This is a genomic window from Blastococcus sp. TF02A-30, assembly GCF_003319185.1.
In the GTDB taxonomy this organism is placed as follows: Bacteria; Actinomycetota; Actinomycetes; order Mycobacteriales; family Geodermatophilaceae; genus Blastococcus.
This window is the reverse complement of the sequence record NZ_QOHJ01000003.1, coordinates 249587-275277: the sequence shown is the minus strand read 5'-3', so window position 1 is coordinate 275277 and position 25691 is coordinate 249587. Positions and strand designations below refer to the sequence as shown.

The 25691-nt window shown below is 74.3% G+C and carries 30 protein-coding genes; 16 read left to right on the top strand and 14 right to left on the bottom strand.

The annotated features are described in order from the left end of the window. Positions 1–40: 40 nt before the first annotated feature. Positions 41–1039, top strand: coding sequence for an LLM class flavin-dependent oxidoreductase (locus DQ241_RS08525; protein WP_233492318.1), 999 nt, complete (start codon positions 41–43; stop codon positions 1037–1039). A gap of 14 nt (positions 1040–1053) precedes the next feature. Here DQ241_RS08525 and DQ241_RS08520 read toward each other — a convergent pair whose 3' ends face one another. Beyond that, positions 1054–1524 (bottom strand): hypothetical protein, encoded by a 471-nt coding sequence (locus tag DQ241_RS08520; RefSeq protein WP_113829740.1) that lies wholly within the window; start codon positions 1522–1524, stop codon positions 1054–1056. Positions 1525–1599: 75 nt separating this feature from the next. Between DQ241_RS08520 and DQ241_RS08515 the strand changes: the two genes are divergently transcribed. Then, positions 1600–2496, top strand: a complete 897-nt coding sequence (locus tag DQ241_RS08515; protein ID WP_113829739.1) for a DUF1028 domain-containing protein — start codon at positions 1600–1602, stop codon at positions 2494–2496. A 15-nt stretch (positions 2497–2511) separates the two neighbouring features. Here the strand turns inward: DQ241_RS08515 and DQ241_RS08510 are convergent, their stop codons facing one another. Then, positions 2512–2892 carry an MmcQ/YjbR family DNA-binding protein gene (locus DQ241_RS08510; protein WP_113829738.1) on the bottom strand — a complete coding sequence of 127 codons (381 nt, stop codon included), beginning with the start codon at positions 2890–2892 and terminating at the stop codon, positions 2512–2514. A 141-nt stretch (positions 2893–3033) separates the two neighbouring features. On the opposite strand from DQ241_RS08510, the gene DQ241_RS08505 reads away from it, so the two are divergent. Beyond that, positions 3034–5328: a bifunctional diguanylate cyclase/phosphodiesterase gene (locus DQ241_RS08505; protein WP_113829737.1), complete on the top strand. Its 2295-nt coding sequence runs from the start codon at positions 3034–3036 to the stop codon at positions 5326–5328. A gap of 1 nt (position 5329) precedes the next feature. On the opposite strand, the gene DQ241_RS08500 is transcribed toward DQ241_RS08505, so the two are convergent. The 4 genes from DQ241_RS08500 to DQ241_RS08485 all read right to left on the bottom strand — a co-directional run bounded on the left by DQ241_RS08500 (position 5330) and on the right by DQ241_RS08485 (position 9406). Beyond that, positions 5330–5845 carry a PaaI family thioesterase gene (locus DQ241_RS08500; protein WP_113829736.1) on the bottom strand — a complete coding sequence of 172 codons (516 nt, stop codon included), beginning with the start codon at positions 5843–5845 and terminating at the stop codon, positions 5330–5332. 86 nt (positions 5846–5931) lie between these two features. Continuing rightward, positions 5932–6747 carry a succinate dehydrogenase/fumarate reductase iron-sulfur subunit gene (locus tag DQ241_RS08495; RefSeq protein WP_233492317.1) on the bottom strand — a complete coding sequence of 272 codons (816 nt, stop codon included), beginning with the start codon at positions 6745–6747 and terminating at the stop codon, positions 5932–5934. Then, positions 6744–8690, bottom strand: a complete 1947-nt coding sequence (locus DQ241_RS08490) for a fumarate reductase/succinate dehydrogenase flavoprotein subunit (RefSeq protein ID WP_113829735.1) — start codon at positions 8688–8690, stop codon at positions 6744–6746. The genes DQ241_RS08495 and DQ241_RS08490 overlap by 4 nt, the downstream gene beginning before the upstream one ends. A gap of 11 nt (positions 8691–8701) precedes the next feature. Next, positions 8702–9406: a succinate dehydrogenase cytochrome b subunit gene (locus DQ241_RS08485; protein WP_113829734.1), complete on the bottom strand. Its 705-nt coding sequence runs from the start codon at positions 9404–9406 to the stop codon at positions 8702–8704. A 157-nt stretch (positions 9407–9563) separates the two neighbouring features. Between DQ241_RS08485 and DQ241_RS08480 the strand changes: the two genes are divergently transcribed. Further along, positions 9564–10172, top strand: coding sequence for a sulfite oxidase-like oxidoreductase (locus DQ241_RS08480; protein ID WP_113829733.1), 609 nt, complete (start codon positions 9564–9566; stop codon positions 10170–10172). Continuing rightward, complete coding sequence (locus DQ241_RS08475; protein WP_113829732.1) at positions 10165–10902, top strand: FAD-binding oxidoreductase; 738 nt, start codon at positions 10165–10167, stop codon at positions 10900–10902. The genes DQ241_RS08480 and DQ241_RS08475 overlap by 8 nt, the downstream gene beginning before the upstream one ends. 3 nt (positions 10903–10905) lie before the next feature. Here DQ241_RS08475 and DQ241_RS08470 read toward each other — a convergent pair whose 3' ends face one another. Beyond that, positions 10906–11700 (bottom strand): inositol monophosphatase family protein, encoded by a 795-nt coding sequence (locus DQ241_RS08470; protein WP_158545901.1) that lies wholly within the window; start codon positions 11698–11700, stop codon positions 10906–10908. A gap of 77 nt (positions 11701–11777) precedes the next feature. Between DQ241_RS08470 and DQ241_RS08465 the strand changes: the two genes are divergently transcribed. From DQ241_RS08465 to DQ241_RS08450, 4 genes are read left to right on the top strand one after another with little or no spacing between them, the layout of a single operon-like run. Further along, positions 11778–12599 carry a formate/nitrite transporter family protein gene (locus tag DQ241_RS08465; protein WP_113829730.1) on the top strand — a complete coding sequence of 274 codons (822 nt, stop codon included), beginning with the start codon at positions 11778–11780 and terminating at the stop codon, positions 12597–12599. A 48-nt stretch (positions 12600–12647) separates the two neighbouring features. Beyond that, positions 12648–13550 (top strand): ABC transporter ATP-binding protein, encoded by a 903-nt coding sequence (locus DQ241_RS08460; protein WP_113829729.1) that lies wholly within the window; start codon positions 12648–12650, stop codon positions 13548–13550. Continuing rightward, the gene (locus DQ241_RS08455) at positions 13547–14296 is read left to right on the top strand and encodes an ABC transporter permease (protein ID WP_113829728.1); all 750 of its coding nucleotides are present in this window, start codon (positions 13547–13549) and stop codon (positions 14294–14296) included. Before DQ241_RS08460 ends, DQ241_RS08455 begins: the two co-directional genes overlap by 4 nt. A gap of 39 nt (positions 14297–14335) precedes the next feature. Beyond that, the gene (locus DQ241_RS08450) at positions 14336–15283 is read left to right on the top strand and encodes a hypothetical protein (protein WP_147252349.1); all 948 of its coding nucleotides are present in this window, start codon (positions 14336–14338) and stop codon (positions 15281–15283) included. On the opposite strand, the gene DQ241_RS08445 is transcribed toward DQ241_RS08450, so the two are convergent. Continuing rightward, positions 15247–15792: a DUF1990 family protein gene (locus DQ241_RS08445; RefSeq protein WP_113829726.1), complete on the bottom strand. Its 546-nt coding sequence runs from the start codon at positions 15790–15792 to the stop codon at positions 15247–15249. The two genes, DQ241_RS08450 and DQ241_RS08445, sit on opposite strands and share 37 nt — an antisense overlap. Before the next feature lie 46 nt (positions 15793–15838). Between DQ241_RS08445 and DQ241_RS08440 the strand changes: the two genes are divergently transcribed. The 5 genes from DQ241_RS08440 to DQ241_RS20850 all read left to right on the top strand — a co-directional run bounded on the left by DQ241_RS08440 (position 15839) and on the right by DQ241_RS20850 (position 19867). Beyond that, positions 15839–16696 carry a HipA family kinase gene (locus DQ241_RS08440; RefSeq protein ID WP_113829725.1) on the top strand — a complete coding sequence of 286 codons (858 nt, stop codon included), beginning with the start codon at positions 15839–15841 and terminating at the stop codon, positions 16694–16696. Then, a complete protein-coding gene (locus DQ241_RS08435; protein WP_113829724.1) occupies positions 16693–17085 on the top strand; it encodes a DUF3037 domain-containing protein in 393 nt (130 codons plus the stop codon). The genes DQ241_RS08440 and DQ241_RS08435 overlap by 4 nt, the downstream gene beginning before the upstream one ends. Before the next feature lie 3 nt (positions 17086–17088). Next, positions 17089–17574 carry a DUF3995 domain-containing protein gene (locus DQ241_RS08430; RefSeq protein WP_113829723.1) on the top strand — a complete coding sequence of 162 codons (486 nt, stop codon included), beginning with the start codon at positions 17089–17091 and terminating at the stop codon, positions 17572–17574. Positions 17575–17682: 108 nt separating this feature from the next. Further along, a complete protein-coding gene (locus DQ241_RS08425; RefSeq protein WP_199584217.1) occupies positions 17683–19632 on the top strand; it encodes a PhoX family phosphatase in 1950 nt (649 codons plus the stop codon). Then, the gene (locus DQ241_RS20850) at positions 19541–19867 is read left to right on the top strand and encodes an alkaline phosphatase PhoX (protein ID WP_370444375.1); all 327 of its coding nucleotides are present in this window, start codon (positions 19541–19543) and stop codon (positions 19865–19867) included. The genes DQ241_RS08425 and DQ241_RS20850 overlap by 92 nt, the downstream gene beginning before the upstream one ends. Here the strand turns inward: DQ241_RS20850 and DQ241_RS08420 are convergent. The 5 genes from DQ241_RS08420 to DQ241_RS08400 all read right to left on the bottom strand — a co-directional run bounded on the left by DQ241_RS08420 (position 19864) and on the right by DQ241_RS08400 (position 23462). Continuing rightward, positions 19864–20154 carry a 4a-hydroxytetrahydrobiopterin dehydratase gene (locus tag DQ241_RS08420; protein ID WP_113829722.1) on the bottom strand — a complete coding sequence of 97 codons (291 nt, stop codon included), beginning with the start codon at positions 20152–20154 and terminating at the stop codon, positions 19864–19866. The genes DQ241_RS20850 and DQ241_RS08420 overlap by 4 nt on opposite strands. Positions 20155–20158: 4 nt before the next feature. Beyond that, the gene (locus tag DQ241_RS08415; protein WP_113829721.1) at positions 20159–20869 is read right to left on the bottom strand and encodes a phosphoadenylyl-sulfate reductase; all 711 of its coding nucleotides are present in this window, start codon (positions 20867–20869) and stop codon (positions 20159–20161) included. 11 nt (positions 20870–20880) lie between these two features. Continuing rightward, on the bottom strand, positions 20881–21054 hold the full coding sequence (locus tag DQ241_RS08410; RefSeq protein ID WP_199584215.1) for a hypothetical protein: 174 nt from the start codon (positions 21052–21054) through the stop codon (positions 20881–20883). Continuing rightward, positions 21051–22724, bottom strand: a complete 1674-nt coding sequence (locus tag DQ241_RS08405; protein WP_113829720.1) for a nitrite/sulfite reductase — start codon at positions 22722–22724, stop codon at positions 21051–21053. Before DQ241_RS08405 ends, DQ241_RS08410 begins: the two co-directional genes overlap by 4 nt. Before the next feature lie 237 nt (positions 22725–22961). Continuing rightward, positions 22962–23462: an Rrf2 family transcriptional regulator gene (locus tag DQ241_RS08400; protein WP_370444373.1), complete on the bottom strand. Its 501-nt coding sequence runs from the start codon at positions 23460–23462 to the stop codon at positions 22962–22964. Positions 23463–23488: 26 nt separating this feature from the next. On the opposite strand from DQ241_RS08400, the gene DQ241_RS08395 reads away from it, so the two are divergent. Together DQ241_RS08395 and DQ241_RS08390 are read left to right on the top strand one after the other, a co-directional pair. Then, positions 23489–24241, top strand: coding sequence for a (deoxy)nucleoside triphosphate pyrophosphohydrolase (locus DQ241_RS08395; RefSeq protein ID WP_113829718.1), 753 nt, complete (start codon positions 23489–23491; stop codon positions 24239–24241). Between the two features lie 99 nt (positions 24242–24340). Further along, a complete protein-coding gene (locus DQ241_RS08390) occupies positions 24341–25225 on the top strand; it encodes a hypothetical protein (protein ID WP_113829717.1) in 885 nt (294 codons plus the stop codon). Between the two features lie 100 nt (positions 25226–25325). Here the strand turns inward: DQ241_RS08390 and DQ241_RS08385 are convergent, their stop codons facing one another. Beyond that, positions 25326–25496, bottom strand: a complete 171-nt coding sequence (locus tag DQ241_RS08385) for a CsbD family protein (protein ID WP_113829716.1) — start codon at positions 25494–25496, stop codon at positions 25326–25328. Positions 25497–25691 lie beyond the last annotated feature (195 nt).

The window sequence follows — 25691 nt, the reverse complement described above, 5'->3', positions numbered from 1 at the left end:
AAGCCTCCGGCCGCCCCGTCGGTTGGAAGGGGCAACCGACGTGAAAGGCAAGCCCCCCATGCGCATCCCGCTGTCCGTCCTCGACCTCGCCCCGATCGTCCGCGGGGAGACCGTGACCACCAGCATCGCGGCCAGCGTCGCCCTGGCCCAGCGCGCGGAGGAGCACGGCTTCGAGCGGGTCTGGTACGCCGAGCACCACAACATGCCGACCATCGCGTCGTCCGCGACCAGCGTGCTCATCGCGCACGTGGGCGCGCAGACCCGCTCCATCCGGCTCGGCGCCGGCGGCGTGATGCTGCCCAACCACTCGCCGCTCACCATCGCCGAGCAGTTCGGCACCCTCGAGGCGATGTACCCCGGACGGATCGACCTGGGCCTGGGCCGCGCGCCCGGCAGCGACCAGAACACGATGTACGCGCTGCGCCGCGACCCGCGCTCGGCCGACCGCTTCCCGCAGGACGTCGTGGAGCTCCAGGGCTACCTGAACGGGGAGACCCGGGTGGCCGGCGTCGACGCCATCCCCGGCAAGGGCTCGCGGGTGCCCCTGTACATCCTCGGCTCGTCGATGTTCGGGGCCACCCTGGCCGCCGCCCTCGGGCTGCCCTACGCCTTCGCCTCGCACTTCGCGCCGCAGATGCTCGAGCCCGCGGTGGAGGCCTACCGCAGCGAGTTCAAGCCGTCGGAGCAGCTGGACCGCCCGTACGTGATCGCCGGCGTGAACGTGATCGCCGACGACACCGAGGACGGCGCCCGCGCGCAGCTGGAGGCGGTGCGCCGGAACCTCGCCACCGGCCTGTTCGGCCGCGGCCGCCCCCTCACCGACGAGCAGGCCGACCAGCTGCTCGCGCAGGGTGCCGGGCAGCACGTGGGCTCCATGCTCACGCACACCGCCGTCGGCACCCCGGCGCAGGTCGCCGACCACCTGGAGGGCTTCCGCAAGACCGCGGACGCCGACGAGCTGATCGTCGCCTTCCAGTCGCCGACGGTCGAGGGCCGGCTGCGGTCGGTGGAGCTCACCGCGCAGGCGCTGGCCGGCTGACCGGGCGGCGGCGCTCAGTCGTCGTCGTCGCACACCTGGAGGACCAGCCGGCCGCCCTCCACCTCGGCCTCGAAGTCGATCTCCTCGCCGTCGCGGCCGAACTCGATGTCGGCCTCGCCGCCGCTGCTGCGCGAGGACACCCCCCAGCCGCCGGTCGAGCGGACGGAGACGCCGAGCCCGCCGTCCTGCCGGCGCAGGGTGACGGTGCCGGCGTCGGCGACCTGGTAGACCCCGTCGGGGGACTCGGCCACCGGCTGGCAGGTGCCCGGCGCCGGCCGGGGGACCTGGCCCGGGCTCGCGGCGCCGGGGGAGCCGGACGGCGCGCTCGTCGACGGTGCGCTCGTCGACGGTGACGCGGTCCGCGACGACTCCGGTGTGCGCTCCTCGGACGACGAGGCGGCCGCGGTCGGCCCGGTGTCGTCGCTGCAGGCGACCAGCGCACCCAGGGCGAGCACCGGCAGCAGGACGGCGGCGGCTCGGCGCATGCGCCTGGCCTACCGGTTCCCCGGCCGCGGGGGAAGGTGTTTGCTCCCGGGGGGCGCTCCGGGTAGGCGTGGTCCGTGACGTACTCGATCGTGGCCCGCGACCCCGAGACCGGGGAGATGGGGGTCGCCACCCAGTCCCAGGCCTTCGCCGTCGGCAACAGCGTCCCGTTCGCCCTGCCCGGGCACGGGGTCATCGCCACCCAGTCGATGGCCGAGCCGATGTACGGCGCGGTCGGGCTGGACCTGCTGCAGGGCGGCTTCACCGCGCAGGAGGTGCTCACCGCGCTGAGCAGCGTCGACCCGCAGCCCGAGCGGCGGCAGCTGGCGATCCTCGGCGTGAACGGCGACCTCGCTGCCTACACCGGTGCGCAGTGCGTCGACGCCGCCGGGCACCTCACCGGCGAGACCTGCGTGGCGCTGGCCAACATGGCCGCCTCGCCCGCGGTGTGGGAGGCGATGGTCGAGCAGTTCGAGGGCTCCGGTGGTCCGCTGGCGCAGCGGCTGCTCAGCTCGCTGCAGGCGGGGGAGGAGGCCGGCGGCGATTTCCGCGGCCGGCGGTCCGCGGCGATCATGGTCATCCGCGCCACCACCACCGGCCGCCCCTGGCACGACATGGTGGTCGACCTGCGGGTGGACGACTCCGCGGATCCGCTGACCGCCCTCGCCGACCTGCTGGTCACCCGCGCCCGGTACCAGGACGTGGTGCGCTACTTCCAGCAGGCGATCGACGGCGACCCGGTCACCGCGGACCGGGAGCTGGAGCTGCTGCGCCCGATGGACCCGGTCACCGAGCCCGACCAGCTGATGTGGCGGGCCGTGGTGGCCGCGCTCGCCGGCCGGGAGGACGCCGCCCGCGAGATGCTGGTCGAGCTGGGCAGGTCCGCGCCGCAGTTCCTCGAGGCCACCCGTCGGTTCGGCAAGGCCGGGCTGATGCCGGCCGACGTCATCGAGCGGATCGTGCCGCCCGCCTGACGGCCGGGCCCGTGGTCAGCCGAGGTGCTCGGCGACCAGCCGGCGCGGCGCCCGGCACGCCCACGCCTCGCCCGCGAGCTCGGTGAGCTCCTCCTCGCCCAGCTCGTCGAGCCGGCACAGCACGACCGGGTAGCCGGCGAAGTGCGACGTCGTGAAGTACACGCCGGGCTCCGCGGCGAGCAGCGCCCGCTTGGCCCCCTCGTCGGGCACGTACGCGGCGAGCACCGGTCCGCGCGGTGCTGCGTCGCCCAGCTCGGCGCGGTCCTTCTTCCCCAGCGGGCGCTCCCACACGAAGGCCTTGCCGCGGACCTGCCACTGCCGCCACCCGCGGGACGTCCCCTCCGCGGTGGCCGGCAGCGCCAGGCACACCCGCGCGACGTCGTCCCAGCCGGCCATGGCCCGGAGTGGACCAGCTGCGCCGCCCGGTGTCCACGGGCACGGGCACCGGGACGAAGGTCCTGACCCGACCGGGGGAATCGCGGCGGCCGGCGGGCTCGTGTGCTCCAGAGCACAGGGACCGGCGCCGATGGAGCGGGCATGGGGGAACGCACCGCGGAGGTCCTGGAGGACCCGACCGCCCGGCAGCGCGAGGGCGACGGGTCGTTGCGCGCCGCCCGCGTGCTCGCCGCCGGCTTCGTCGGCGCCTGGGTGCTGGCCCTGGCCCTGGCGGCCGCCGGGGTCGCCGCGGTCGGTGACCTGCTCGCCGCCCAGGGCAAGCTCGTCTTCCTCGCCGGCGCGACCCTGGTCCTGGCCGTGCGCGCGCACGGCGCGCACGGGGACCGCACCGCCTGGTGGCTGTTCTCCGCCGCGGTGGGCTCCTACCTCGGCGGCGCCGCCACCTACGAGTTCCACTACCGGGGCCAGGACGTGGTGCCGCACCCGTCGTGGGCCGACCTCGGCTACATGGGCTTCTACCCGCTGGCCTTCACCGCCTTCTTCCTCATGCTGCGCTCCCGGGTCCGGAGGCTGACGCCGAGCACGGGCCTCGACGTGGTCGTGACCGCGTGCACCGCCGCCGCCGTGGCGTCGGCCGCCGGCTTCGGCGCCCAGCTGCGGGCCGCCAGCGGGGACCCGCTGGTCGTGGCCACCGGCCTCGCCTACCCGATCGGCGACCTGCTGCTGCTCAGCCTGGTGGCCGCCGCGCTCACCCTCATCGGCCGGGGCGCGGGCCCGGGCTGGTGGTGGGTCACCGCGGGGCTCACGCTCTTCGTCACCACCGACACCGTCTACGCCTTCCAGCTGGCGCACGGCACCTACCGGGTCGGTGGACCGCTCGACATCGCCTGGGGTCTGGCGTTCGTCTGCTGCGGCATGGCCGCGACCCAGCGGGCCCGCCTCGGCGCCGGCACCCGCGTCGAGGGGCGCGGTGCGCTGGTGCTCCCCACCGTGTGCGCGCTGGTGGCACTCGCGCTGCTGTTCCGCGGCTACATGAGCGGCGGTGACCCGCTGGCCGGCGTCCTCGCCCTCGTCGCCGTCCTGGCCGCGCTCGGCCGGGCGGGGCTCACCTACCGCGACGTCAAGGCCCTGGCCGACAGCCGCCGCCAGGCACGCACCGACGAGCTGACCGGGCTGCCCAACCGGCGCTCGGTGTTCGAGGCCCTCGACACCCTGGACGCCCGGCTGGCCACCGGGGCGCAGACCGCCGTCCTCGTGCTCGACCTCGACCGGTTCAAGGAGATCAACGACTCACTCGGCCACGCGGTGGGTGACGCGCTGCTGCGCCGGGTCGGCCCGCGGCTGCGCAGCCACCTGCGCGAGGGCGACCTGCTGGCCCGCCTGGGCGGCGACGAGTTCGTCGTCCTGGCCGAGGACCTCGACGCCGAGGGCGCCCGCCGGCTGGCGGAGCGCCTGCGGGAACGGCTGCAGCGCCCGTTCCGCTTCGCCGGCATGGGGCTGAGCGTCGACGCCAGCATCGGCATCGCGGTCGGCCCCGGCGACTCGGCGAGCGCAGCGGAGCTCCTGCAGCTGGCCGACCTGGCCATGTACTCGGCCAAGGCCGGGCGCAGCGGCGTCGCCGTCTACGACGAGGCCCGCGACGGGCACGGCCGGCACCGGCTGGAGGACGTCGCCCAGCTGCGCCGGGCGCTGGAGCAGGGCGAGCTGGTGCTGCACTACCAGCCCAAGCTCGCGCTGCCCACCGGCGCGGTCGACGGCGTCGAGGCGCTGGTCCGCTGGCAGCACCCGACCCGGGGGCTGCTGTTCCCCGACGCCTTCCTCGAGCTGGCCGAGTCCGCCGGTCTCATGGCCCAGCTCACCAGCCGCGTGGTCGACATGGCCCTGGCGCAGTGCCGGGCCTGGGCGGACGCGGGGCGGCAGCTCACCATGGCGGTCAACGTCAGCCCGTCCAACCTGGTCGACGAGCAGTTCCCCGACCAGGTCCGGGGGCTGCTGGCCGCGCACGGCCTGCCGGCCTCCGCGCTGGTCCTGGAGGTCACCGAGAGCCTGCTCATGGAGGACCGGGAGCGGGCCGTGCGCGTGCTGTCCCGCCTCCGCGACGACGGCGTGGGCGTGGCCATCGACGACTACGGCACCGGCTACTCGAGCCTGGCCTACCTGGCGTCGCTGCCCGTGACCGAGCTGAAGCTCGACCGCACCTTCGTGTCCGCGCTCACCGGCAGCGCGCGGGCCGAGTCGATCGTGACCTCCACGCTGCAGCTGGCGCACGCCCTCGGGCTGGTGCTCGTGGCCGAGGGCGCCGAGGACCAGGACACCGTCGACGCGCTGGCCAGCATCGGCTGCGACGTCGTCCAGGGCTACCACCTCAGCCGCCCGCTGCCGGCCGCCCAGCTGGAGTCGTGGCTGGACGCCCGCTCGACCGTCCCCGCCGGCTGAGCTAGACCCGCGGCAGGGGGAACACCAGCAGCGAACTGGAGGCCGTGGCCACCGTGCGGCCCGCGGCGTCGGTCACCTCGCCCTCGGCGAAGGCAACCCGGCGGCCCGGCTTCACCACCCGGCCGGTCGCGGTGAGCGGTCCGGAGCCGACCTCGACCGCGCGCAGGTAGCTGACCTTGAGCTCGATCGAGGTGTAGCCGACACCCGCCGGGAGCGTGGTGTGCACCGCGCACCCGGCGACGGTGTCGAGGACCGTGCACACCAGACCACCGTGGACCACGCCGATCGGGTTGTAGACCGACTCGTCGACGGCGCAGGTGAACTCCACCCGGCCCTCCTCGACCGAGGTGATGCCCATCTGCACCAGCATGGCGATGGGGGGAGGGGGCAGCACGCCGTCGCGGATGGCCTCCATGGCCGCGAGCCCGGACAGCTTCGCGGCGCCGGCCGCGGTGAGCATCGGGTCGTGCCAGGTGACGGTGCGCGAGCGCGGCTCGCCCCACGAGTCTGAGTTCATACGGCGAACCTAGCAGGGCCGGGAACTGCGACGGGCGGGGATCCCGTTCGTGGGATCCCCGCCCGTCGTCAGCGGTGCCTGGTGCTCTAGCTCTTCGGGCGGGCTCCGGCGCGCAGGGCCCCGAGCAGGTCGTGGTTGAGCCGCGAGATGGTCTCCATCGAGATGCCCTTCGGGCAGGCGGCGGAGCACTCGCCGATGTTGGTGCAGCCGCCGAAGCCCTCGCGGTCCTGCTGCGCCACCATGTTGACCACGCGGTCGTTGCGCTCGGGCTGGCCCTGGGGGAGCAGCCCGAGGTGGGTGACCTTGGCGGCGGTGAACAGCATCGACGAGGCGTTCGGGCAGGCCGCGACGCAGGCGCCGCAGCCGATGCAGGTGGCGGCGTCGAACGCGTTGTCGGCGTCCTTCTTCGGCACCGGGACCGAGTGCGCCTCGGGGGCGGTTCCGGTCGGGACCGAGATGTAGCCACCGGCCTGGATGATCCGGTCGAACGCCCGCCGGTCGACGGCGAGGTCCTTGATCACCGGGAAGGCGGAGGCACGCCACGGCTCGATGTCGATCGAGTCGCCGTCCTTGAACGAGCGCATGTGCAGCTGGCAGGTGGTGGTCTGCTGAGGACCGTGCGCCTGCCCGTTGATCATGAGACCGCACATGCCGCAGATGCCCTCGCGGCAGTCGTGGTCGAAGGCGACCGGGTCGTCGCCCTGCTCGATGAGCTGCTCGTTGAGGACGTCGAGCATCTCGAGGAAGGACATGTCGGGGGAGATGTCGGTGACCTTGTAGGTCACCATCTTCCCCTTGACCTGCGGCCCCTTCTGGCGCCAGACCCGCAGGGTCAGGTTCATGCCGCGCTTCTCCTGCGTGCCGGCCGGAGCCGAGTGCGGGCCCTGATCGGTGATGGTCACTTGTAGCTCCGCTGGGCGAGGTGGACGTACTCGTACTCGAGGGCTTCCCGGTGCAGGACGGGAGGCTGGCCTTCCGGCGTCCACTCCCAGGCGGCGACGTAGGCGAAGTTCTCGTCGTCGCGGAGCGCCTCGCCGTCGGGGGTCTGGCTCTCCGCGCGGAAGTGGCCGCCGCAGCTCTCGCGGCGGTGCAGGGCGTCGACGCACATGAGCTCGGCGAGCTCGATGAAGTCGGCGACCCGGCCGGCCATCTCCAGGGTCTGGTTGAAGGAGTGCCAGTCGCCGGACACCTTGACGTTGGTCCAGAACTCCTGGCGGATCTCGGGGATCCGGTCGAGGGCCTTGCGCAGGCCCTCGTCGGTCCGCTCCATGCCGCACAGGTCCCACATGAGCTTGCCGAGCTCGCGGTGGAAGGACGCGGGGGTGCGGGTGCCGTTGATGCTGAGCAGCTTCTGCACCTGCTCCTGCACGCCCTGCAGCGCCTCGACCGCCGCCGGGTGCGAGTCGTCGATCTGCTCGAACGGCGCGTCGGCCAGGTAGTCGGTGATCGTGGCCGGCAGCACGAAGTAGCCGTCCGCGAGCCCCTGCATCAGGGCGCTGGCGCCGAGCCGGTTGGCGCCGTGGTCGGAGAAGTTCGCCTCGCCGATCACGAACATGCCCGGGATCGAGGACTGCAGGTCGTAGTCCACCCAGAGGCCGCCCATCGTGTAGTGCACGGCGGGGTAGATCCGCATCGGCACCGAGTAGGGGTCCTCGCCCGTGATCTGGGCGTACATGTCGAAGAGGTTGCCGTACTTGGCCTCGACGGCCGGGCGGCCGAGACGCTCGATCGCCTCGGCGAAGTCCAGGTAGACGCCGAGCCCGCCGGGGCCCACGCCGCGGCCCTCGTCGCAGACGTTCTTGGCCGCGCGGGACGCGATGTCGCGCGGGACCAGGTTGCCGAAGGAGGGGTAGATCCGCTCGAGGTAGTAGTCGCGTTCGGCCTCGGGGATCTGCCGCGGGTCGCGGGTGTCGCCGCGCTCCTTGGGCACCCACACGCGGCCGTCGTTGCGCAGCGACTCCGACATCAGGGTCAGCTTGGACTGGTAGTCGCCCTTGACCGGGATGCAGGTCGGGTGGATCTGCGTGTAGCAGGGGTTGGCGAAGTACGCGCCCCGCTTGTGCGCCCGCCAGATCGCCGTGGTGTTGGAGCCCATGGCGTTGGTGGAGAGGTAGAAGACGTTGCCGTAGCCGCCGGTGGCCAGCACCACCGCGTCGGCGAAGTGCGTGCTCAGCTCCCCGGTGACCAGGTCGCGGGCGACGATGCCGCGGGCGCGCCCGTCGACCACGATCAGGTCGAGCATCTCGGTGCGGGCGTGCTGCTCGACGGTGCCGGCGGCGATCTGCCGCTCCAGGGCCTGGTAGGCGCCGTAGAGCAGCTGCTGGCCCGTCTGGCCGCGGGCGTAGAAGGTGCGCGAGACCTGGGTGCCGCCGAAGGAGCGGTTGTCGAGCAGGCCGCCGTACTCGCGGGCGAAGGGCACGCCCTGCGCGACCGCCTGGTCGATGATGTTGACGCTGACCTCGGCGAGGCGGTGCACGTTGTTCTCGCGGGCGCGGAAGTCGCCACCCTTGACCGTGTCGTAGAACAGCCGGTGCACGCTGTCGCCGTCGTTGCGGTAGTTCTTCGCGGCGTTGATGCCACCCTGCGCCGCGACGCTGTGCGCGCGGCGCGGGCTGTCCTGGTACCAGAACGACTTGACCTTGTAGCCGGCCTCGCCGAGCGTGGCGGCGGCCGAGCCGCCGGCCAGGCCGGTGCCGACGACGATGATCGTCATCTTCCGGCGGTTGGCCGGGTTGACCAGCCGGCCGCGGAACTTGCGCTCGCTCCAGCGCTCGCCGATCGGGACGTCCGTGGGCGCCTTGGTGTCGGCGATCGGGTCGCCGACGGTGAAGAGGTCGAGAGGCATGCCTGGGTTCCTTAGTCGATCAGACCGAAGAGGACGGCGAAGGGCGTGAGCAGGAAGCCGACGGTGAGCACGGTGGCGATCGCGGTGGCGGTGTAGTTCACGGTCAGCTCGCGCCGGCGGTTGCTCTGCCCCAGGGTCTGGGTCGCGCTCCAGATGCCGTGGCGCAGGTGCATGCCCACGAGGATCACCGCGACCGCGTAGAAGATCGTCACGACGGGGTTCTGGAAGCTGGCCAGCAGCCGGTCGTACGGCTCGCCGTCGGAGCCGGCGGAGTTCACCGCGCCCAGGGTCAGGTCGAGGATGTGGAAGATGACGAACGCCAGGATGATGACGCCGCCCCAGCGCATCGTCCGCGAGGCGTAGCTCTGGGCCACGGCCTTCTTCGTGACGTACCGCTCGGGGCGGGCGCGCCGGGCCTGGCGCCACAGCGAGACAGCCGCCCAGATGTGCGCCACGACGGCGACGAGCAGCACGATGCGGATCAGCCACAGCGCGGTGGCGCCCGGCAGGGCCGGGTTCCCGATGGTGCGCAGCCAGTGGGAGTAGTGGTTGAAGTCCTCCGCGCCGGCGAAGGCCTTCAGGTTCCCGATCATGTGCGCGATCAGGTAGAGCACCAGGATGATGCCGCTGATCGCCATGACGGCCTTCTTGAAGACCGAGTTGGTCTTCGCCGCCTTCGGTGTCCTGCGCTGCGTCGAGTCCGTCACCGTGACCACGGCGACAAAGCTATGACTCTTCCCGTCGAGCCACCACGTTAACGCGAGGTGACACGCCTCTCGTAAGGATTGCCTTACCGGCCAGGGGCCCCGTTGACTGAGCGGTGGTCCACGTCCGTGCGGTCGCCCGTCGCGGGACGGGGGGAGAGAGGACACCATGCCGACACCCACGCGAGGCTTCCTCGGACGCCGCCGGGAGCGCGATCCGCGCCTCCCTCCGGGCCAGTACGACGTCGGGGCCGACTGGCCGGTGCTCACCGCCGAGCCGACCCCGCGGATCGCTCCCGAGACCTGGACGATGACCGTCGACGGCCACGTCGAGGAGCCCACCACCTGGACGTGGGACGAGGCGCACGCCCTCCCGCGGTCGGAGTACCGCGGCGACATCCACTGCGTCACCACGTGGTCGAAGTTCGACACCTGGTTCGCCGGGGTCAGCGTCGACACGTTGCTGGAGGCCGCCCGCCCCACGGCCGACGCGCACTTCGTGATGGCGACGTCGAAGACCGGCTACACCACCAACCTGCCGCTCGAGCACGTCACCGGCGGCAAGGCGTGGGTGGTGTGGGAGTACGACGGCAAGCCGCTGCCGATCGAGCACGGCGGCCCGGTCCGGCTCCTCGTGCCGCACCTGTACTTCTGGAAGAGCGCCAAGTGGGTCACGAAGCTGACGCTGCTGACCCGCGACCAGCAGGGGTTCTGGGAGCAGAACGGTTACCACGACCTCGGTGACCCCTGGCGCCAGCAGCGCTACCAGGGTGACTGAGCCGGAGGTCCTCGGCGCCGGCGTCCCGTCCGCGCCGGCGGGGGGCTGGCGGACGGCGACCGTGTCCGGTGTCCGCCGGCCCCTCCAGCGCTCGGTGGAGCTGCGGCTGGACGTGCACGACCGGGTCGACCACCTGCCCGGTCAGCACTACGTCGTCCGGCTCACCGCCGAGGACGGGTACACCGCCCAGCGCTCGTACTCCATCGCCTCGGCTCCCGGCGACCCGCTGGTGGAGCTGTTCGTCGAGCGGCTGGACGACGGCGAGGTGTCCACCTTCCTGGCCGACGTCGTCGAGCCGGGCGACGAGCTCGAGGTGCGCGGCCCGATCGGCGGCTGGTTCGTCTGGGACGGCGAGACGCCCGCGCTGCTGATCGCCGGCGGGTACGGCGTCGTCCCCTTCATCTCGATGCTGCGGCACGCCCGGGCCACCGGCCGTGAGGACCTGCTCCGCATCGCGGTGTCGGCGCGGACCATGGCGCAGCTGCCCTACGCCGATGAGCTGGTCGCCGCGGGAGCGCTCGTCGTGCTCACCCGGGAGGCGCACGGCATCCGCCCGGCGGGCCGGCTCACCGCCGCCGAGCTGGTGCCGCTGTGGGAACCCGGGCAGACCACCTACGTGTGCGGCTCGGCGTCCTTCGCCGAGGCGGCCACCCAGCTGCTGGTGGGCACCGGCGTGCCGGCCGAGTCCATCCGGGTGGAGCGCTTCGGCCCCAGCGGGGCGCCGTCCTGACGGTCAGCGGGGCTCGCGCAGCGCGTGGAAGTCGCGGCCGTGCGGGAGCCCGGCGACCAGCTCCAGCAGCTCGTCGTGCAGGTGGCCGTTGGTGGCCAGCACGGAGCCGTCGCCGCCGAGCACGTCGCGCCCGTTCAGGTCGGTGACCCGCCCGCCGGCCTCGCCGACGAGCAGCGGGAGGACGGCGAGGTCCTGGTAGCCGATCGGGTACCCGGCGATGACCAGCGCGTCGGCGCGGCCGGTGACCAGGTCCACGTCGCCCTTGGTCCACGGCTGCAGGTACACCTCCCGGTGCAGCGCCAGCAGCAGCTCCTCCGACCAGGCCAGCGGGTTGAGCATCTCGACCAGCGCCCCCCGCCGGCGGGTGCGGTCGCCGACCCGCACCTGCCGGGCCGGTTCGCCGGCCACCTGGTGCCAGCAGCCGGCTCCCCGGGCGGCGTGCAGCACCTCGTCGCTCATCGGGTAGCCGACGACGGCCACCAGCGGGCCGTCGGCGTCCTCCACGGCGAGGAGCACGTTGAAGGTCGGCACCCGGGCGGCGAACAGGCTGGTGCCGTTGATCGGGTCCAGCACCCACCGGCGCCCGCCGCCCGCACCCGCCGGTGCCGCGTCCTCCCCGAGGACGACGTCGTCCGGGTAGCGGGCCGCGATCCGGCGGCGCAGCAGCTGCTCGACCTCCACCTCCACCGGCGCCGCGCCGGCGCCGTCCCGTCGGGCCCCCTCGGTGAACCGGCGCGCGGCGAGGCCGCCGGCCTCCTCGACGAGCTCGACGGCGTACTCCAGCAGGGCGCGGTCCACGAGGCGCATCCTGTCGGTGCACCGGGGCAGGGCGCGACCGCACGTGTGGCGGGGGAGCGCCCGGGTAGCGCCTGCGGGTGGCCATCGACGAGGCGCGGACCGAGCTGGGCGAGACCGACGCGCCGGAGGAGGACGAGGTCGCCCGGGCGTTCGACCGCATCGTCGACCAGGGGGCGCAGCGGCTGCACCGCACCTGGCGCGAGGTCCTGACCACGGGCCTGGCCGGCGGGCTCGAGGTGGGCATCGGCGTGCTGGCACTGCTGGCCGTCTACGCCGAGACCGGCAGCCACCTGCTGGCCGGGCTGGCGTTCTCCATCGGCTTCATCGCCCTGCTGCTGGCCCGCAGCGAGCTGTTCACCGAGGGCTTCCTCGTGCCGGTGACCGCCGTCGTGGCCGGACGGGCCGGACCCGGCCAGCTGGCCAAGCTGTGGAGCGGCACGCTGGTGGCCAACCTGATCGGCGGGTGGCTGGTCATGTGGCTCGTCGTGCTCGCCCTCCCGGAGCTGGGCGCCACCGCCACCGAGTCCGCGCTCTCCTTCGTCGACGCCCCGCTGGACAGCCGGGCGCTGGCCCTGGCGTTCCTCGCCGGCAGCGCCATCACGCTGATGACCCGCATGCAGCAGGGGGCCGAGAGCGAGACCGGGAAGATCGTCGCCGCGGTCGCCGGCGCGTTCGTCCTGGCCGGGCTGGTGCTGTTCCACTCGATCCTGGACTCGCTGATCATCTTCGGCGCGATCCACGCCGGGGCCGCGATCGGGTACGGCGACTGGCTGGCCTGGTTCTGGTACACGACGCTGCTCAACATGGCCGGCGGCCTGCTGGTGGTCACCACGCTGCGGCTGGTCCGGAGCAAGGACCTCATCGAGCGGGAACGCGCCGACGCCCGCACGGGTGACTGAGGGCGCGCCTCTTCCCCCGGGCGCGCGCGGCTGGCCATGCTGTCGCCCGTGATCGAGCTCGACGGGCTGACGAAGGACTACCGCTCCCGCGTCGCCGTCGACGACCTCACGGTCACGGTCCACCCCGGCCGGGTCACCGGCTTCCTCGGCCCGAACGGGTCGGGCAAGACGACGTCGATGCGCTGCGTCCTCGGGCTGACCCGGCCGACGTCGGGGACGACGCGGGTGCTCGGCCGGCCCTACCGCGAGCTGGCCCACCCCATGCGCCGGGTCGGTGCGCTGATCGATCCCCGCGCGCGGCACCCCGGGCGGACCGCCTACGCGCACCTGCTGGCGCTGGCGCAGAGCAACGGGCTGCCCGCCGCGCGGGTGGACGACGTCGTGGAGCTGGTCGGGCTGGAGAGCGTGGCGCACGAGCGGGTGCGCGGGTTCTCCCTGGGCATGGGGCAGCGGCTGGGCATCGCGGCGGCGCTCCTCGGCGACCCCGACGTCCTGCTGCTCGACGAGCCGGTCAACGGGCTGGACCCCGAGGGCATCCGCTGGGTGCGGGAGCTGCTGCGGGCGCTGGCCGACGAGGGGCGCACGGTGCTCGTGTCCAGCCACCTCATGAGCGAGATGGAGGACACCGCCGACCACCTCGTCGTCCTGGGCCGCGGCCGGCTGATCGCCGACCTGCCGATGGCCGAGCTGCTGGGCGCGCACGCCGCCGTTCGGGTGCGCAGCCCGCAGGCGCCGCTGCTGGCCTCGGCGCTGCAGCGCGCGGGCGCGGTGGTGGAGCTGGAGATCGACGGCGCGCTGCGGGTCGAGGGGCTGGACTGCGACCAGGTGGGCGACGTCGCCTTCCTCGCCGGGGTCCGGGTGCACGAGCTGGCCCGCGTCACCGCCTCGCTGGAGGCTGCCTACCTGGAGCTGACCGGCGACGAGGTCGAGTACCGGGCGGCGTCCCGGTGAGCCGGGGCGTGCCGTTCGGCGCCGTGCTGCGCAGCGAGTGGACCAAGCTCTGGTCGGTGCGCTCCACCTGGTGGGCCACCGTCGTGCTCGTCGTCGTGGTGGCCGGGGTGGGCGCGCTGGCGGCGGCGAGCACCGACACCGAGGAGCGGGCCGAGGTGGCGGTGCAGACGGCGCTGATCGGCTTCGGCGTCGGCCAGCTCGCGCTGCTCGTCGTCGGCGTGCTCGCGGTCAGCGCGGAGTTCGCGTCGGGCAGCGCGGTCGCCACCTTCACCGTCGTCCCGCGGCGGACCCGGCTGCTGCTGGCCAAGACGCTCGTGGTGGGGGCGTACTGCCTGGTGCTCGCCGCCGTCCTGGCCGCGGGGTGCTTCCTCGCCGCCCGCACGTTCACCGCGGTGCCGGGCGGTGTCGGTCCGACCGATCCGGAGGTGCTGCGCACCCTGGGCCTCCAGGTGGCCGCCGCCGTGCTGGTCGGGGTCCTGGGGGTGGCGCTGGGCGCGGTGCTGCGCTCGACCGCGGGGGCGGCGGGCGTGGGGGCGGCGCTGGTGCTGGTGCTGCCGCCGGTGCTCGCCCTGTCCGGGCCGCGGTGGGCCGAGCGGCTCTCGCAGGCGCTCCCGATGGTGCGGGTCGGCCAGGACGCGTTCTTCGCCGTGCCCACGTCGTGGGAGGTGGGCACGGCCGTCGTCGCGGCCTGGGCGATCGGGGCCTGGGCCGCGGGCGCGGTGCTGCTGGAACGCCGCGACGTCTAGCCGCCGACGGCCGGGTCCGCCGGGTCCGCCGGTGCCGTGGTGGCCGGGGCGCTCGACGTCGGTGGCGCCGTGGTGGGCGGAGCGCTCGACGTCGGTGGCGCCGTGGTGGTCGGTGGGCTGCTGGGCGGCGGCGCGGTGGTCGTCGGGGGTGCGCTCGACGTGGGCGGCGCCGACGTGGTCGGTGGGCTGCTGGGCGGCGGCGCGGTGGTCGTCGGGGGTGCGCTCGACGTGGGCGGCGCCGACGTGGTCGGTGGGCTGCTGGGAGGCGGCGCGGTGGTCGCCGGCGGTGCGCTGCTCCTCGGGGGCGCGGCGGTTGCTGCCGTCGGGGCGGCAGGGGCGGTCGCGGAGGTCGGCGCGGTGGTCCCGGTCGTCGGCCGCGTGGTGGGCGGCGGGGTGCTGGTCGCCCGGGTCGTGGCGCCCCCGGCCGGCGGTACCGGCTCCGCCGCCGGGGCCGCGATGGCCGCGATGGCCGCGATGGCCGCGGCGGCCGCATCCGGCACGGAAGAGGGGGGAGCGGCCTGCGACGGGGGCTGCTCCGGGACGAACGGCCCCCTGGCGACGTCCTCCGGTGACGCCGACGCCGACGCCGACGCCGGCGCCGACGTCGCGGCAGCGCTGCGCGCGTCCTCCGCCGCGTCGCGGCTCGACGCCGCGGGGAGCGCCACCACGCCCACCCAGGCGACCGCCGCCACGACGACGACGGCGAGCGGCACGTCGAGCGGTTGCCGCGAGAGCGCCAGGCGCAGCCGGTGGACGACCGCCGGCCGCCGCCCGGTCCCGCGCCTCGAACCCACGACTGCCTCCCGGTGCCGGTGCTGCCCGTCTGCGACGGCACCCTGGCGGAGCGGACGGGCGAATCCCCCGCTCGCCGTCGTCACGGCGGGTGGGACGGTGCGGTGCGCGGCGGGGCGCCACCCTGCGGAGCGGTCGGGCTGCGGGCGGTGGAGCGGTCAGCCGCGCGCAGCCGCCCGCACCGCGGCGGCGTAGCGCCGTGTGGCCAGCCGCTGCAGCACCAGGCTCACCGGGCCGGCCAGGCGGGCCGCGGGGGAGGCGAGCCGGAAGAACACCCGGATCTCGTGGACCACGGCCCCGTCCGGGGTGAGCCGGACGGTGAACCGCTCCTCGCCGCTCTCCGGGTGCCCGGGCAGCGTGCCGTAGGCGAAGCCGCGCTCGTCGCCCTCCGTCGAGGCCCACACCACCCGGCAGGGGATGTCGTAGCCGGCACGGGGGAGCCCGGCGGTGAGGACGACGACGGTCCCGGGGCGGCCGGCCGGTCCGGTCGCCCGCACCCGCAGCCCGGAGGCCTGCTGCTGCCGCCAGTCGAGGACCGCCGCGGCCGCCCGCTCGAACGCCGCCCGGCCGTGCCCGACGACGGCGGTGCTCACGGCGTGGTGGTACCCGGCGGGCAGCTCGGGAGCGGCGGTCGCCCCGACCTCGGCGTAGGTGAACGGGGCGTCGACGAGGTCGGCGGGGGACAGCGCGCGGAGGAGGCCCACGGCCTGCAGTCTCCTCGCCGCCGGCGCCGGTAGGGTCCCGGGCACTGTGCTGCCCGCCGTCACCGCCACCCGCTACGTCACCCCGCTGCGCGAGGGTGGCTCGCTGCCTGGGCTCATGGAGGCCGACGACCTCGGCACCTACGTGGTGAAGTGGCGGGCCGCCGGGCAGGGCGTGAAGGTGCTGGTCGCCGAGGTGGTCTGCGGTGAGCTGGCCCGCGCGCTCGGGTTGCCGGTGCCGGCGCTGGTCACCGTGGACGTGGCTCCGGAGCTGGCGGTGGGGGAGCCGGACTTCGAGGTCCAGGAGCTGCTCCAGCGCTCGGCCGGGCGCAACCTGGGCCTGGACTACCTCCCCGGTGCGCTGGACTTCGAGGCCGGCGCCGACGGGGTGGACGGCGGGCTGGCCGGGCGGGTGCTGTGGTTCGACGCGCTGATCGGCAACGTCGACCGCTCGTGGCGCAACCCCAACATGCTCTTCTGGCACGGTCGGCTGCAGCTCATCGACCACGGTGCGGCGCTCACCTTCCACCACGCGTGGGCGGGTGCGGCCGCTGCCGTCTCCCGGCCCTACGACGCCTCGACGCACGCGCTGGTCGAGTGCGAGCCCGACGTGCCGTCCGCCGACGCCGAGCTCGCCCCGCGGGTCACCCGCGGGCTGCTGGACGGCGTGCTGGAGCAGGTGCCCGACGAGTGGCTGGACGACCCCGAGGCCGGGGACTCGCCCGACGCCGTCCGCGCCCGGTACGCCGAGCAGCTGCTGGCCCGCCTCGCCGCGCGCGACGCCTGGCTGCCCGGCCTGGTCGCCGCGGCCGCCGCGGGGGGAGCGGGCCGCCGGCGGGCGCCGCGCGGGGAGAACCGGCCGTCGTGGTTGGGGCCGCCCCCACCCGAGGGGGTGACCCAGCGATGAGCCGCGACACCTTCGAGTACGCGGTGCTGCGCGTCGTGCCCCGCGTCGAGCGGGGGGAGTTCCTCAACGCCGGCGTCCTGGTCTACTGCCGCCAGCGCGACTACCTGGGCTCCCGGGTGCAGCTGGACCCCGAGCGGCTGCGGGCGCTGGACCCGACCGCCGACGCCGCGGCGATCGGCAAGGCGCTGCAGGCGGCCGCCGACGTCTGCGCGGCCGACCCGGGTGCCGGCGCGGCCGGGCGCGAGGCGCTGGGCTCGCGGTTCCGCTGGCTCACCGCCCCGCGGAGCACCGTCGTCCAGCCGGGGCCGGTGCACACCGGGCTGACCCGGGACCCCGACGCCGAGGCCGACCGGCTGTTCCGGCTGCTCGTGCTGCCCGTCGAGGGCTGACCCGTGCCGCGCCGCGCACCCCTCCTCGTCGGGGCGTACGGCGCGGCCGTGCTCGCCGCGCTCTCGGCGCTGACCACGGCGTACTGGACCGCCGGTGGCACCTGGCTGCTCGACACCGTCGGCGGTGCGCTGGAGGAGCTCGCCCGGCGCGGCGGCACCGCCGCGGTCGCCGTCGGCCTCGGGGTCGTCGTCCTGAAGGCGGCCGGCTGCGCCCTGGCGCTGGCCCTGGTCCGGCCGTTCGGCCGCCGGTTGCCGCCGCGGCTGCTCGAGGGGACCGCGGTGGCCGCCGGCGGCCTGCTCGCCCTCTACGGCGGACTGCTGGTGCTCGTCGGAGGGCTCGCCCTCGCCGGGGTGTTCGGTGACGTGGCCGACCGGTCGTCGTTGCGCTGGCACGTCCTCCTCTGGGATCCGTGGTTCCTGCTGTGGGGTGTGCTGCTCGTCGTCGCCGCCGTCCGCCGGCGGACGCTGCGCCGGGCCGTGCCGGGCTGACCCGAGGCGTGTCCCGGCGGTCCCCCGGAGTTCACCCGGCGGCCACCCGGCCGCGCCCTCGGCTTCCTAGCGTCGGAGCGACCCGCCCCCCTCCGAGCGAAGGCTGCGATGACCGACGTCCAGGAACCGCGCCCCCGGGGGCTGCTGCCCCTCCTCAGCTCGCTGCGGCACGGCAGCCGCAGCCACAGCACGTGCTTCTACAAGTGCGGGAACGCCTGCGACGCCGTCGTCCCCAACCAGACGGACAACCCGACGTTCGCCGACGTCGTGAGCACCGCCTTCGACCGGCGCAGCATGCTCAAGGCCGCCGGCGCCGGGGCGCTGCTGGTCGTGGCGGGGCCGGCGCTGCCGGCCGCCGCGCACGACCGCGGGCGCCCGGGTCGCCCGTCCGGCGGGAGCCGGGACGGCGCGCTCACCTTCCAGCCGGTCGCGCAGAACCAGCTCGACGAGCTCGTCGTGCCCGTCGGCTACCGCGCGTCGGTGGTGATGCGCTGGGGCGACGCCGTGGAGCGCGGCGCGCCGGAGTTCGACATCGACCGGCAGACGCCCGAGGCGCAGGCCAAGCAGTTCGGCTACAACTGCGACTACATCGGGTTCCTGCCGCTGGACGGCGGCGGCAGCCGGTTCCTGCTGGTGGTCAACCACGAGTACACCAACGAGCAGCTGATGTTCTCCGGCGTCGCGAGCGAGACCGCGCCCACGACCGACCAGCAGAAGCGCATCGCGATGATGGCGCACGGCATCTCGGTGGTGGAGGTGCAGCGCGAGGGCCGCTCCGGCAACTGGCGCCCGGTCCGCAACGGCCAGCGGAACCGCCGGATCACCGCCGCCACGCCGATGGAGCTCACCGGACCCGCCGCCGGCTCGCCCTACCTGCGCACGAGCGCCGACCCGCGTGGGCGCACCGTGCTCGGCACGCTGAACAACTGCGCCGGCGGCATGACCCCGTGGGGCACCACGCTGCACGGCGAGGAGAACTTCAACCAGTACTTCGGGACGACGACGCCGATCACCGAGGACCCGAAGGAGCCCAAGCTCGCCCGCTACGGCATCTCCACGACCGCGCCGGCCGGCCGCCGGTGGGACGTGGTCGACCCGCGGTTCGACCTGAGCAGGGAGCCCAACGAGGTGAACCGCTTCGGCTGGGTGGTCGAGGTGGACCCCTACGACCCCCGCTCCACGCCGAAGAAGCGGACGGCGCTGGGCCGGTTCAAGCACGAGGGCGCCACCGTGCAGATCGCCGACGACGGCCGGGTGGTCGCCTACTCCGGCGACGACGAGCGGTTCGACTACATCTACAAGTTCGTCTCGCGGAAGAGGTACCGGCCGGGCAGCGACCGGGCGGCACGGGCGCACAACCTGACGCTGCTGGACGAGGGTGACCTCTACGTCGCCCGGTTCATCGGGGACTCCCCGGCCGCCGAGATCGACGGCAGCGGGAAGCTGCCCTCCGACGGCGAGTTCGACGGCACCGGCCAGTGGATCCCGCTGGTGGAGAACGGCCGCTCGATGGTCCCGGGCAAGGACGTCGCCTGGGTGCTCACCTTCACCCGCCTGGCCGCCGACCGGCTGGGCAAGCAGCTCGACCGCGCCGGGAACTTCCCCGACCCGGCGGCGCCGGTGGTCGTGGACCCGGCGGCGGTGCCGACGAAGATGGACCGGCCGGAGGACATCCAGGTCAACCCGGTCAACGGCCGGGTGTACGCGGCGCTGACCAACAACTCCAACCGGGGGACCGGCAGCAACCCGAAGGCCGACGAGGCCAACCCACGGCACGCCAACCGGCACGGGCACGTGATCGAGTGGCAGGAGACGCAGGGGATCGCCGGGAAGCGCTTCGAGTGGCGGATCTTCCTGGTGGCGGGCGACCCGCAGCAGCCCGACACCTTCTTCGCCGGGTTCGACAAAGTCGAAGGTGAGCGCCTTCTCCTGCCCGGACAACCTCGAGTTCGACCCGGCCGGCAACCTGTGGATCTCCACGGACGGCACCGCGCTGGCCGGGCCGCAGGGCACCGGGACGAACGACGGGCTGTTCGCCGTGCCGACGACGGGTCGTGAGCGGGGGCGGCTGGCGGCGTTCCTCACCGTGCCCCGGGGCGCGGAGTGCAGCGGGCCGCTGGTCTCCCCGGACGCGAAGTCGGTGTTCGTGGCGGTGCAGCACCCGGGCGAGCTCACCGGGTCGACGGTCGACACGCCGGCCAGCACCTGGCCCGACCGGCGGGCGGCGCGGCCGTTCCCGCGGCCGAGCGTCGCCGTCGTCTTCCGGGAGGACGGCGGCCGGGTCGGCAGCTAGGGCAGCAGCGCGTCGATGCGGCGGGCGAGCTCGAGGTCGAGCTCGCTCACGCCGCCGGCGGAGTGGCTGACCAGGGTCAGGTGCAGGGTGCGCCAGCGCAGGTCGACATCGGGGTGGTGGTCCAGCTCCTCGGCCACGTCGGCGATCGCGACGATCGCGGCGACGGCGTCCCGGAAGCTGGGCAGCTCGACGGTGCGGCGCAGCCCGTCGGCGTTCCCGGACCACCGCGGGAGGCCCGTCAGCGCGGCGGCGACGGCGTCGGGGGAGAGGCGCGGTGGGCGGGGCATCGGCTCAGGTGTGCAGGCCGCACTCGGTCTTGCCGCGGCCGGCCCAGCGCCCGGCGCGCGGGTCCTCGCCGGGTGCGACGGGGCGGGTGCAGGGCTCGCAGCCGATCGAGCCGTAGCCCAGCTCGAACAGCGGGTTGACCGGCACCTGGTGCTCGGCGATGTAGCCGTCGACGTCGGCCTGGGTCCACGCGGCGATCGGGTTGACCTTCACCATCCCGCGCTTGGCGTCCCAGTCGACCAGCCGGGTGCCCGCGCGGGTCGGCGACTCGTCGCGGCGCACGCCGGACCCCCAGGCCGCGTAGCCGGCCAGCGCGGCGGCCAGCGGCTGGACCTTGCGCAGCGAGCAGCACAGGTCGGGATCGCGGTCGTGCAGCTTCGCCCCGAAGGAGAGGTCCTGCTCGCCGACGGTCTGCTCGGGCGTGACGTTGACCAGGGTGATCGGCAGGACGCCGGTGATCCAGTCGCGGGTGCCGATGGTCTCGGCGAAGTGGTAGCCGGTGTCGAGGAAGACCACGTGCACCCCGGAGATCGCGGTGCTGGCCAGGTGCGCGAGCAGCCCGTCGGCCATGGACGAGGTGATGGCGAACCGCTCGCCGAAGGTGTCGCCGGCCCACCGCAGCACGGCGAGCGCCTGATCCACGGGGTCGGCGATGCCGGCGAAGCGGGCGTCGGCCTCCGCCGCCAGCTCCGGGGTCGCCCCGACGGCTGCGGTCACCCCTGCACCGGTCACTCCTGCACCCCCGTCGCGATCAGGCGGACCGAGAAGGCCCGCAGGCAGGCGCCGCAGCGCCAGCCGCTCGCCGACTCCCCCTCGTAGGGGGTCAGCTCCTCGTCCCCGCAGTACGGGCAGTGGAACACCGGCAGCTGCCGGCCCCTTCCCGTGCCCGCGTCCTCGGTCACAGCAGCCAGTCCTCCTCGGCGCGGGAGACGTAGTGGGCGAAGGACTCGCCCTCCGTCCGCCGCTCGAGGAACCCGCGCAGCACCCGCTCGCAGTAGTCGGCGGTCTCGGCCTTGGTCACCTTGTGGCCGCGGAACTTGCGGCCGAAGGTCTTCTCCACGCCGAGGTGACCGCCGAGGTGCACCTGGAAGCCCTCGACCATCTCGCCGTCCGCGTCGCGGACCATCGACCCCTTGAAGCCGATGTCGGCGGTCTGGAAGCGGGCGCAGCTGTTCGGGCAGCCGTTGACGTTGATGCCGATCGGGGTGTCGAAGCCGGGCAGCCGCTTCTCCAGCTCCGCGTAGAGGTCCTGCGCGTGCTGCTTGGTCTCGACGATCGCCAGCTTGCAGAACTCCAGGCCGGTGCAGGCCATCGTGCCGCGGCGGAACGCGCTGGGCCGCACCTGCAGGTCGTGCTCGGCCAGCGCCGCCACCAGGTCCTCGACCCGCTCGTCGGGCACGTCGAGGATGACCAGCTTCTGCTGCGTCGTCGTCCGGATCCGGCCCTGCCCGTACTCGTCGGCGAGGTCGGCGATCGTGGTCAGCAGCGAGCCGCTGATCCGCCCGGTGCGCAGCGCGAAGCCGACGGCGTTGGCGCCGTCCTTCTGCTTGCTGACGCCGACGTGGTCGCGCTGGTCGTGCTTGGCGGGCGCGGGCGCCGGACCGTCGGGCAGCGCCTCGTGCAGGTACTCGTCCTGCAGGACCTGGCGGAACTTCTCCGGGCCCCAGTCGGCCATGAGGAACTTGATGCGGGCGCGGTTGCGCTGCCGGCGGTAGCCGTAGTCGCGGAAGACCGCGGTGCACGCCGCCCAGACGTCGGTGACCTGGTCGGGGCGCACGAAGACGCCGAGCCGCTGGGCGAACTTCGGGTTGGTGGAGAGCCCGCCGCCGACCCACAGGTCGTAGCCGGCTTCGCCCTGCTCGTTGCGCACGCCGACGAAGGCGACGTCGTCGATCTCCGGCTCGGTGCAGTGGTCGACGCAGCCGGACATCGACGTCTTCCACTTGCGCGGCAGGTTGCTGAACTCGGGGCTGCCCACGTACTTCGCGACGGTCTGCGCGATGACGTCGGTGGCGTCGAGCACCTCGTCCTCGAGGATCCCGGCCAGCGGGCAGCCGAGCATGACGCGCGGGACGTCACCGCAGGCCTCCATCGTCGACAGGCCGACCGACTCCAGCCTGCGCCAGATCTCGGGCACGTCCTCGATGCGGATCCAGTGGTACTGCACGTTCTGCCGGTCGGTGACGTCGGCGACGTCGCGGCCGAACTCGGTGCTGATGCCGCCGATGACCCGCAGCGCGTCGCTGGTCAGCTGCCCGCCGTCGATGCGCACGCGCATCATGAAGTAGCTGTCCTCGAGCTCCTCGGGCTCCAGGACGGCGGTCTTGCCGCCGGGGATGCCCTGGGCGCGCTGGGTGTAGAGACCCATCCAGCGCATCCGGCCGCGCAGGTCGCCGGGGTCGATCGAGTCGAAGCCGGCCTTCGAGTAGATGTCGAGGATGCGCTGCTGGACGGTGAGCCCGTCGGCGTCCTTCTTCATCCGCTCGTTGGGGTTGAGCGGCTCCCGGTAGCCCAGAGCCCACTGGCCCTCGCCGCGCTGGGGGCGTGAGCTGGTACGGGTGGGGGTGGTCACGTCGCGTGGCTTCTTCCTGCGCTCACCGGCCCCCGCGGCGACGGCCGGGGAGGCGGGGCGCTGCCGGATCGGGGGCGCAGCGGTCGCTGCGCGGAGGGTCCTGGGTCAGCGCGAGGCGCGACAGGCGGCGCTGCAGACGAGCGCCAGATCGACGTGCAGGCGTGCGACGAGGAGCACACCGCGGTCGGTCATGCGTCGATCGTGCCACAGGACGCGGGAGGAGCGCGGTGGACCGGCTCACACCCCGCGGGGGGCGTCGACCTCCGAGCGGTCCCCGAACGACTTCCAGGCGTTCTCCATCTCGACCAGCTCCGCCACGTGCGGGGGCAGCCGGCCGCTGACGACGTCGGCCAGCGTCACGCCCTCGAGGACCCGGCGGTAGGTCTCCCGCGCGGCCACCCACACGTTGGCCAGGGTGGCGGCGGTGCCCGGGTACTCGACGTCCTCCGGCCGCTGGCCGTGCACCTCGGCGAGGAAGCCCTGCTCCACGCGCATGATGCGGGCGATCGAGATCTCCGACGCGGGCAGCGCCAGGCGGTAGCCGCCCTCGCGCCCGCGCTGGCTGGTGACCAGGCGGGCCTTCTGCAGGTCGCCGAGGATCGCCTGGAGGAAGCGGGCCGGGATGCCCTGGGCCGCGGCGATGCGGTCGCTGGTCAGCGCGTCGGGTGCCGCGGCGGCCAGCTCGAGGGCGGCGCGCACGGCGTAGTCGACCCGGGCGGTGATGCGCACGAGGGCCATCCTGCCCTGTCTGGTTGGCTGATCCGGTGCTGCGGCTGCGATTCACCACTCTGGTGGAGGCGCCCCTGACCGTCGCCTTCGACGTGGCGCAGGACCTCGGGCGGCCGTGGGCCCGGCCGCTGGAGGAGGTCCTGTCGGTGCGCCCCGCCCGCGACGTGTTCACCTCGGGACCGGGGCGGCGCTGGGTGGTCCACTCCCGGCGCTTCCGCGCCACCGGCGCCGGCACGCTGGTCGACGAGCAGGTCGACCTCGAGACGGGGCTGCCCCGGCCGCTCGCGGGCCTGGTCGAGAGCCTGGTCCGGCGGCGGGTCGTGCGGGCGCTCCAGGCCCACCTCGACGCCTACGCGGCGGCGGCGTCGGCCCGGGCGCGCGACGTCGTCCAGGTGGTCGGTGCCGCGCTGGTCGACGGACGGCGGGTGCTGGTGGCCCGGCGCTCCGGCGGGCCCTACGACGGCTGCTGGGAGTTCCCCGGCGGCAAGGTGGAGCGCGGGGAGTCCGACCTGGGGGCGCTGGTCCGGGAGTGCGCCGAGGAGCTCGGCGTCCGCATCCAGCCGCAGGCCTTCCTCGGTGAGGTCCCGCTCGACGGCGTCGTGGCCGGTGGGCCGCCCGGGGCCTCGACGATGCGGGTCTGGTGGGCGCGGGTGGCCGCGGGGGAGCCGGTGGCCCACGAGCACAGCGCACTGCGGTGGGTGGGCGCCGAGGAGCTCGACGCCATCGACTGGATCCCCGCCGACCGCCCGCTGCTCCCCGCCGTCCGCGCCCTCCTCACCCGCCTCTGACCTCCGCCTTTCCGCGATAAAGCGGGGTGCTTTACCGCGATGAAGCGGGGTTGTGGACAACCGCTCCGGTAGCGACCCGGCGGCGAGCAGGATGCCCGGATGCTCCTCCGCTCCCAGGGCCTGCACGGGGTCTTCGTGGGTGCGCACGCCGTCTCGGAAGGCGTGCTGACCCGGCACCAGCTGCAGAACGGCCCCTACGTCCGGGTGCTGCACGGCGTCTACGCCGACCCCTCCCTACCTCGGGACCACCGCCTGAAGTGCCAGGCGGCCGCGTTGCTCATGCCGGCGGAGGCGGTGCTGGGCGGTCGCTCGGCCGCGACGTTGCTCGGTGCGCCGGCGCCCGCGTACGCCGAGCGGGTCACCGTCCTCGTCCCTCCGGGGGTGGTGTGGAGAGGACCCCAGGGAGTGCGCGTCCACGCGTCCGCGCTGTCACCGGTCGACGTCCGGACCGACGACGGGGGCATCCGCTTCACGGCCGGGGAGCGCACCGCGTGGGACGTCGCTGCGCTGGAGACCACGGCGACGGCGGTGGGCGTCCTTGATGCCATGGTGCGGGCGGGCGTCGTGGACGCCGCGCAGCTGAACCCGCGGTTGGCCCAGCGCTTCGGGGCGTGGCGGTCCAGGCGCGTCCGCACGGCGTTCGGGCTGGTCGACGGGCGGAGCGAGTCGCCTCCGGAGTCGTGGGTCCGGGTGGCGTGCGCACTCGCCGGCCTTCCGCCCCCGGTTCCGCAGTACGAGGTCCACGAGCGGGGCGTGTGGCTCGGGCGGGTGGACCTCGCCTGGCCGGAGGCGCGCCTGGTGGTGGAGTACGAGGGGGAGCACCACTTCGAGGGGCTGCAGATCGCCAAGGACGACGTCCGGCTGGGGCGCATCGTGGCGGCGGGCTGGCGGGTCATCCGGGTGTCTGCCGCGGACCTGCGCGACCTGGACGCACTCGTGCGCCGCATCGCCGACGCCCTGGCCGGCGGGCTCCCTGCCGTCTGATGCCCGCGACGGGCTGCTTTATCGCGGTAAAGCGGGGAGACGCGACGGGCGCCGCTCCCGGTGGGGGAGCGGCGCCCGTCGTGGCGTCGGCGAGGAGCGGTTACTTGAAGACGTCCTTGACCTTCTCGCCGGCCTGCTTGAGGTTGCCGGAGGCCTGGTCCTTCTGACCCTCGGCCTGCAGGTCGCGGTTGTCCGTGGCGTCGCCGACGGCTTCCTTCCCGCGGCCCGAGAGCTCCTCGGCCTTGTTCTTCATCTTGTCCATGCCGCTCATCTGCGCACTCCTTCGTCGTCGTGCCGTCCCCGTCCCGTACCCCGGACGCCCGGGACGACACCCGCAGGTCGGGACGGGCAGCAAGGCGTCCGGCGGGGAGGGGCGGAGGCGGGAAGACCTGCCCGGCGACGGCGGTGCGCGACGGCGAAGTTACGGTTGTGCCGCGGATCGTGAGCCTTAGTCACAAATCGGTGT

Bases quoted from the DNA above. Each gene is read 5' to 3' on its own strand.
- DQ241_RS08435 (WP_113829724.1), top strand. From the start codon at position 16,693: ATGAGCCGCGACACCTTCGAGTACGCGGTGCTGCGCGTCGTGCCCCGC.
- DQ241_RS08425 (WP_199584217.1), top strand. From the start codon at position 17,683: ATGACCGACGTCCAGGAACCGCGCCCCCGGGGGCTGCTGCCCCTCCTC.
- DQ241_RS08520 (WP_113829740.1), bottom strand. From the start codon at position 1,524: ATGCGCCGAGCCGCCGCCGTCCTGCTGCCGGTGCTCGCCCTGGGTGCG.
- DQ241_RS08390 (WP_113829717.1), top strand. From the start codon at position 24,341: ATGCTCCTCCGCTCCCAGGGCCTGCACGGGGTCTTCGTGGGTGCGCAC.
- DQ241_RS08490 (WP_113829735.1), bottom strand. From the start codon at position 8,690: ATGCCTCTCGACCTCTTCACCGTCGGCGACCCGATCGCCGACACCAAG.
- DQ241_RS08480 (WP_113829733.1), top strand. From the start codon at position 9,564: ATGCCGACACCCACGCGAGGCTTCCTCGGACGCCGCCGGGAGCGCGAT.
- DQ241_RS08505 (WP_113829737.1), top strand. From the start codon at position 3,034: ATGGGGGAACGCACCGCGGAGGTCCTGGAGGACCCGACCGCCCGGCAG.
- DQ241_RS08500 (WP_113829736.1), bottom strand. From the start codon at position 5,845: ATGAACTCAGACTCGTGGGGCGAGCCGCGCTCGCGCACCGTCACCTGG.
- DQ241_RS08510 (WP_113829738.1), bottom strand. From the start codon at position 2,892: ATGGCCGGCTGGGACGACGTCGCGCGGGTGTGCCTGGCGCTGCCGGCC.
- DQ241_RS08400 (WP_370444373.1), bottom strand. From the start codon at position 23,462: ATGGCCCTCGTGCGCATCACCGCCCGGGTCGACTACGCCGTGCGCGCC.
- DQ241_RS08420 (WP_113829722.1), bottom strand. From the start codon at position 20,154: ATGCCCCGCCCACCGCGCCTCTCCCCCGACGCCGTCGCCGCCGCGCTG.
- DQ241_RS08385 (WP_113829716.1), bottom strand. From the start codon at position 25,496: ATGAGCGGCATGGACAAGATGAAGAACAAGGCCGAGGAGCTCTCGGGC.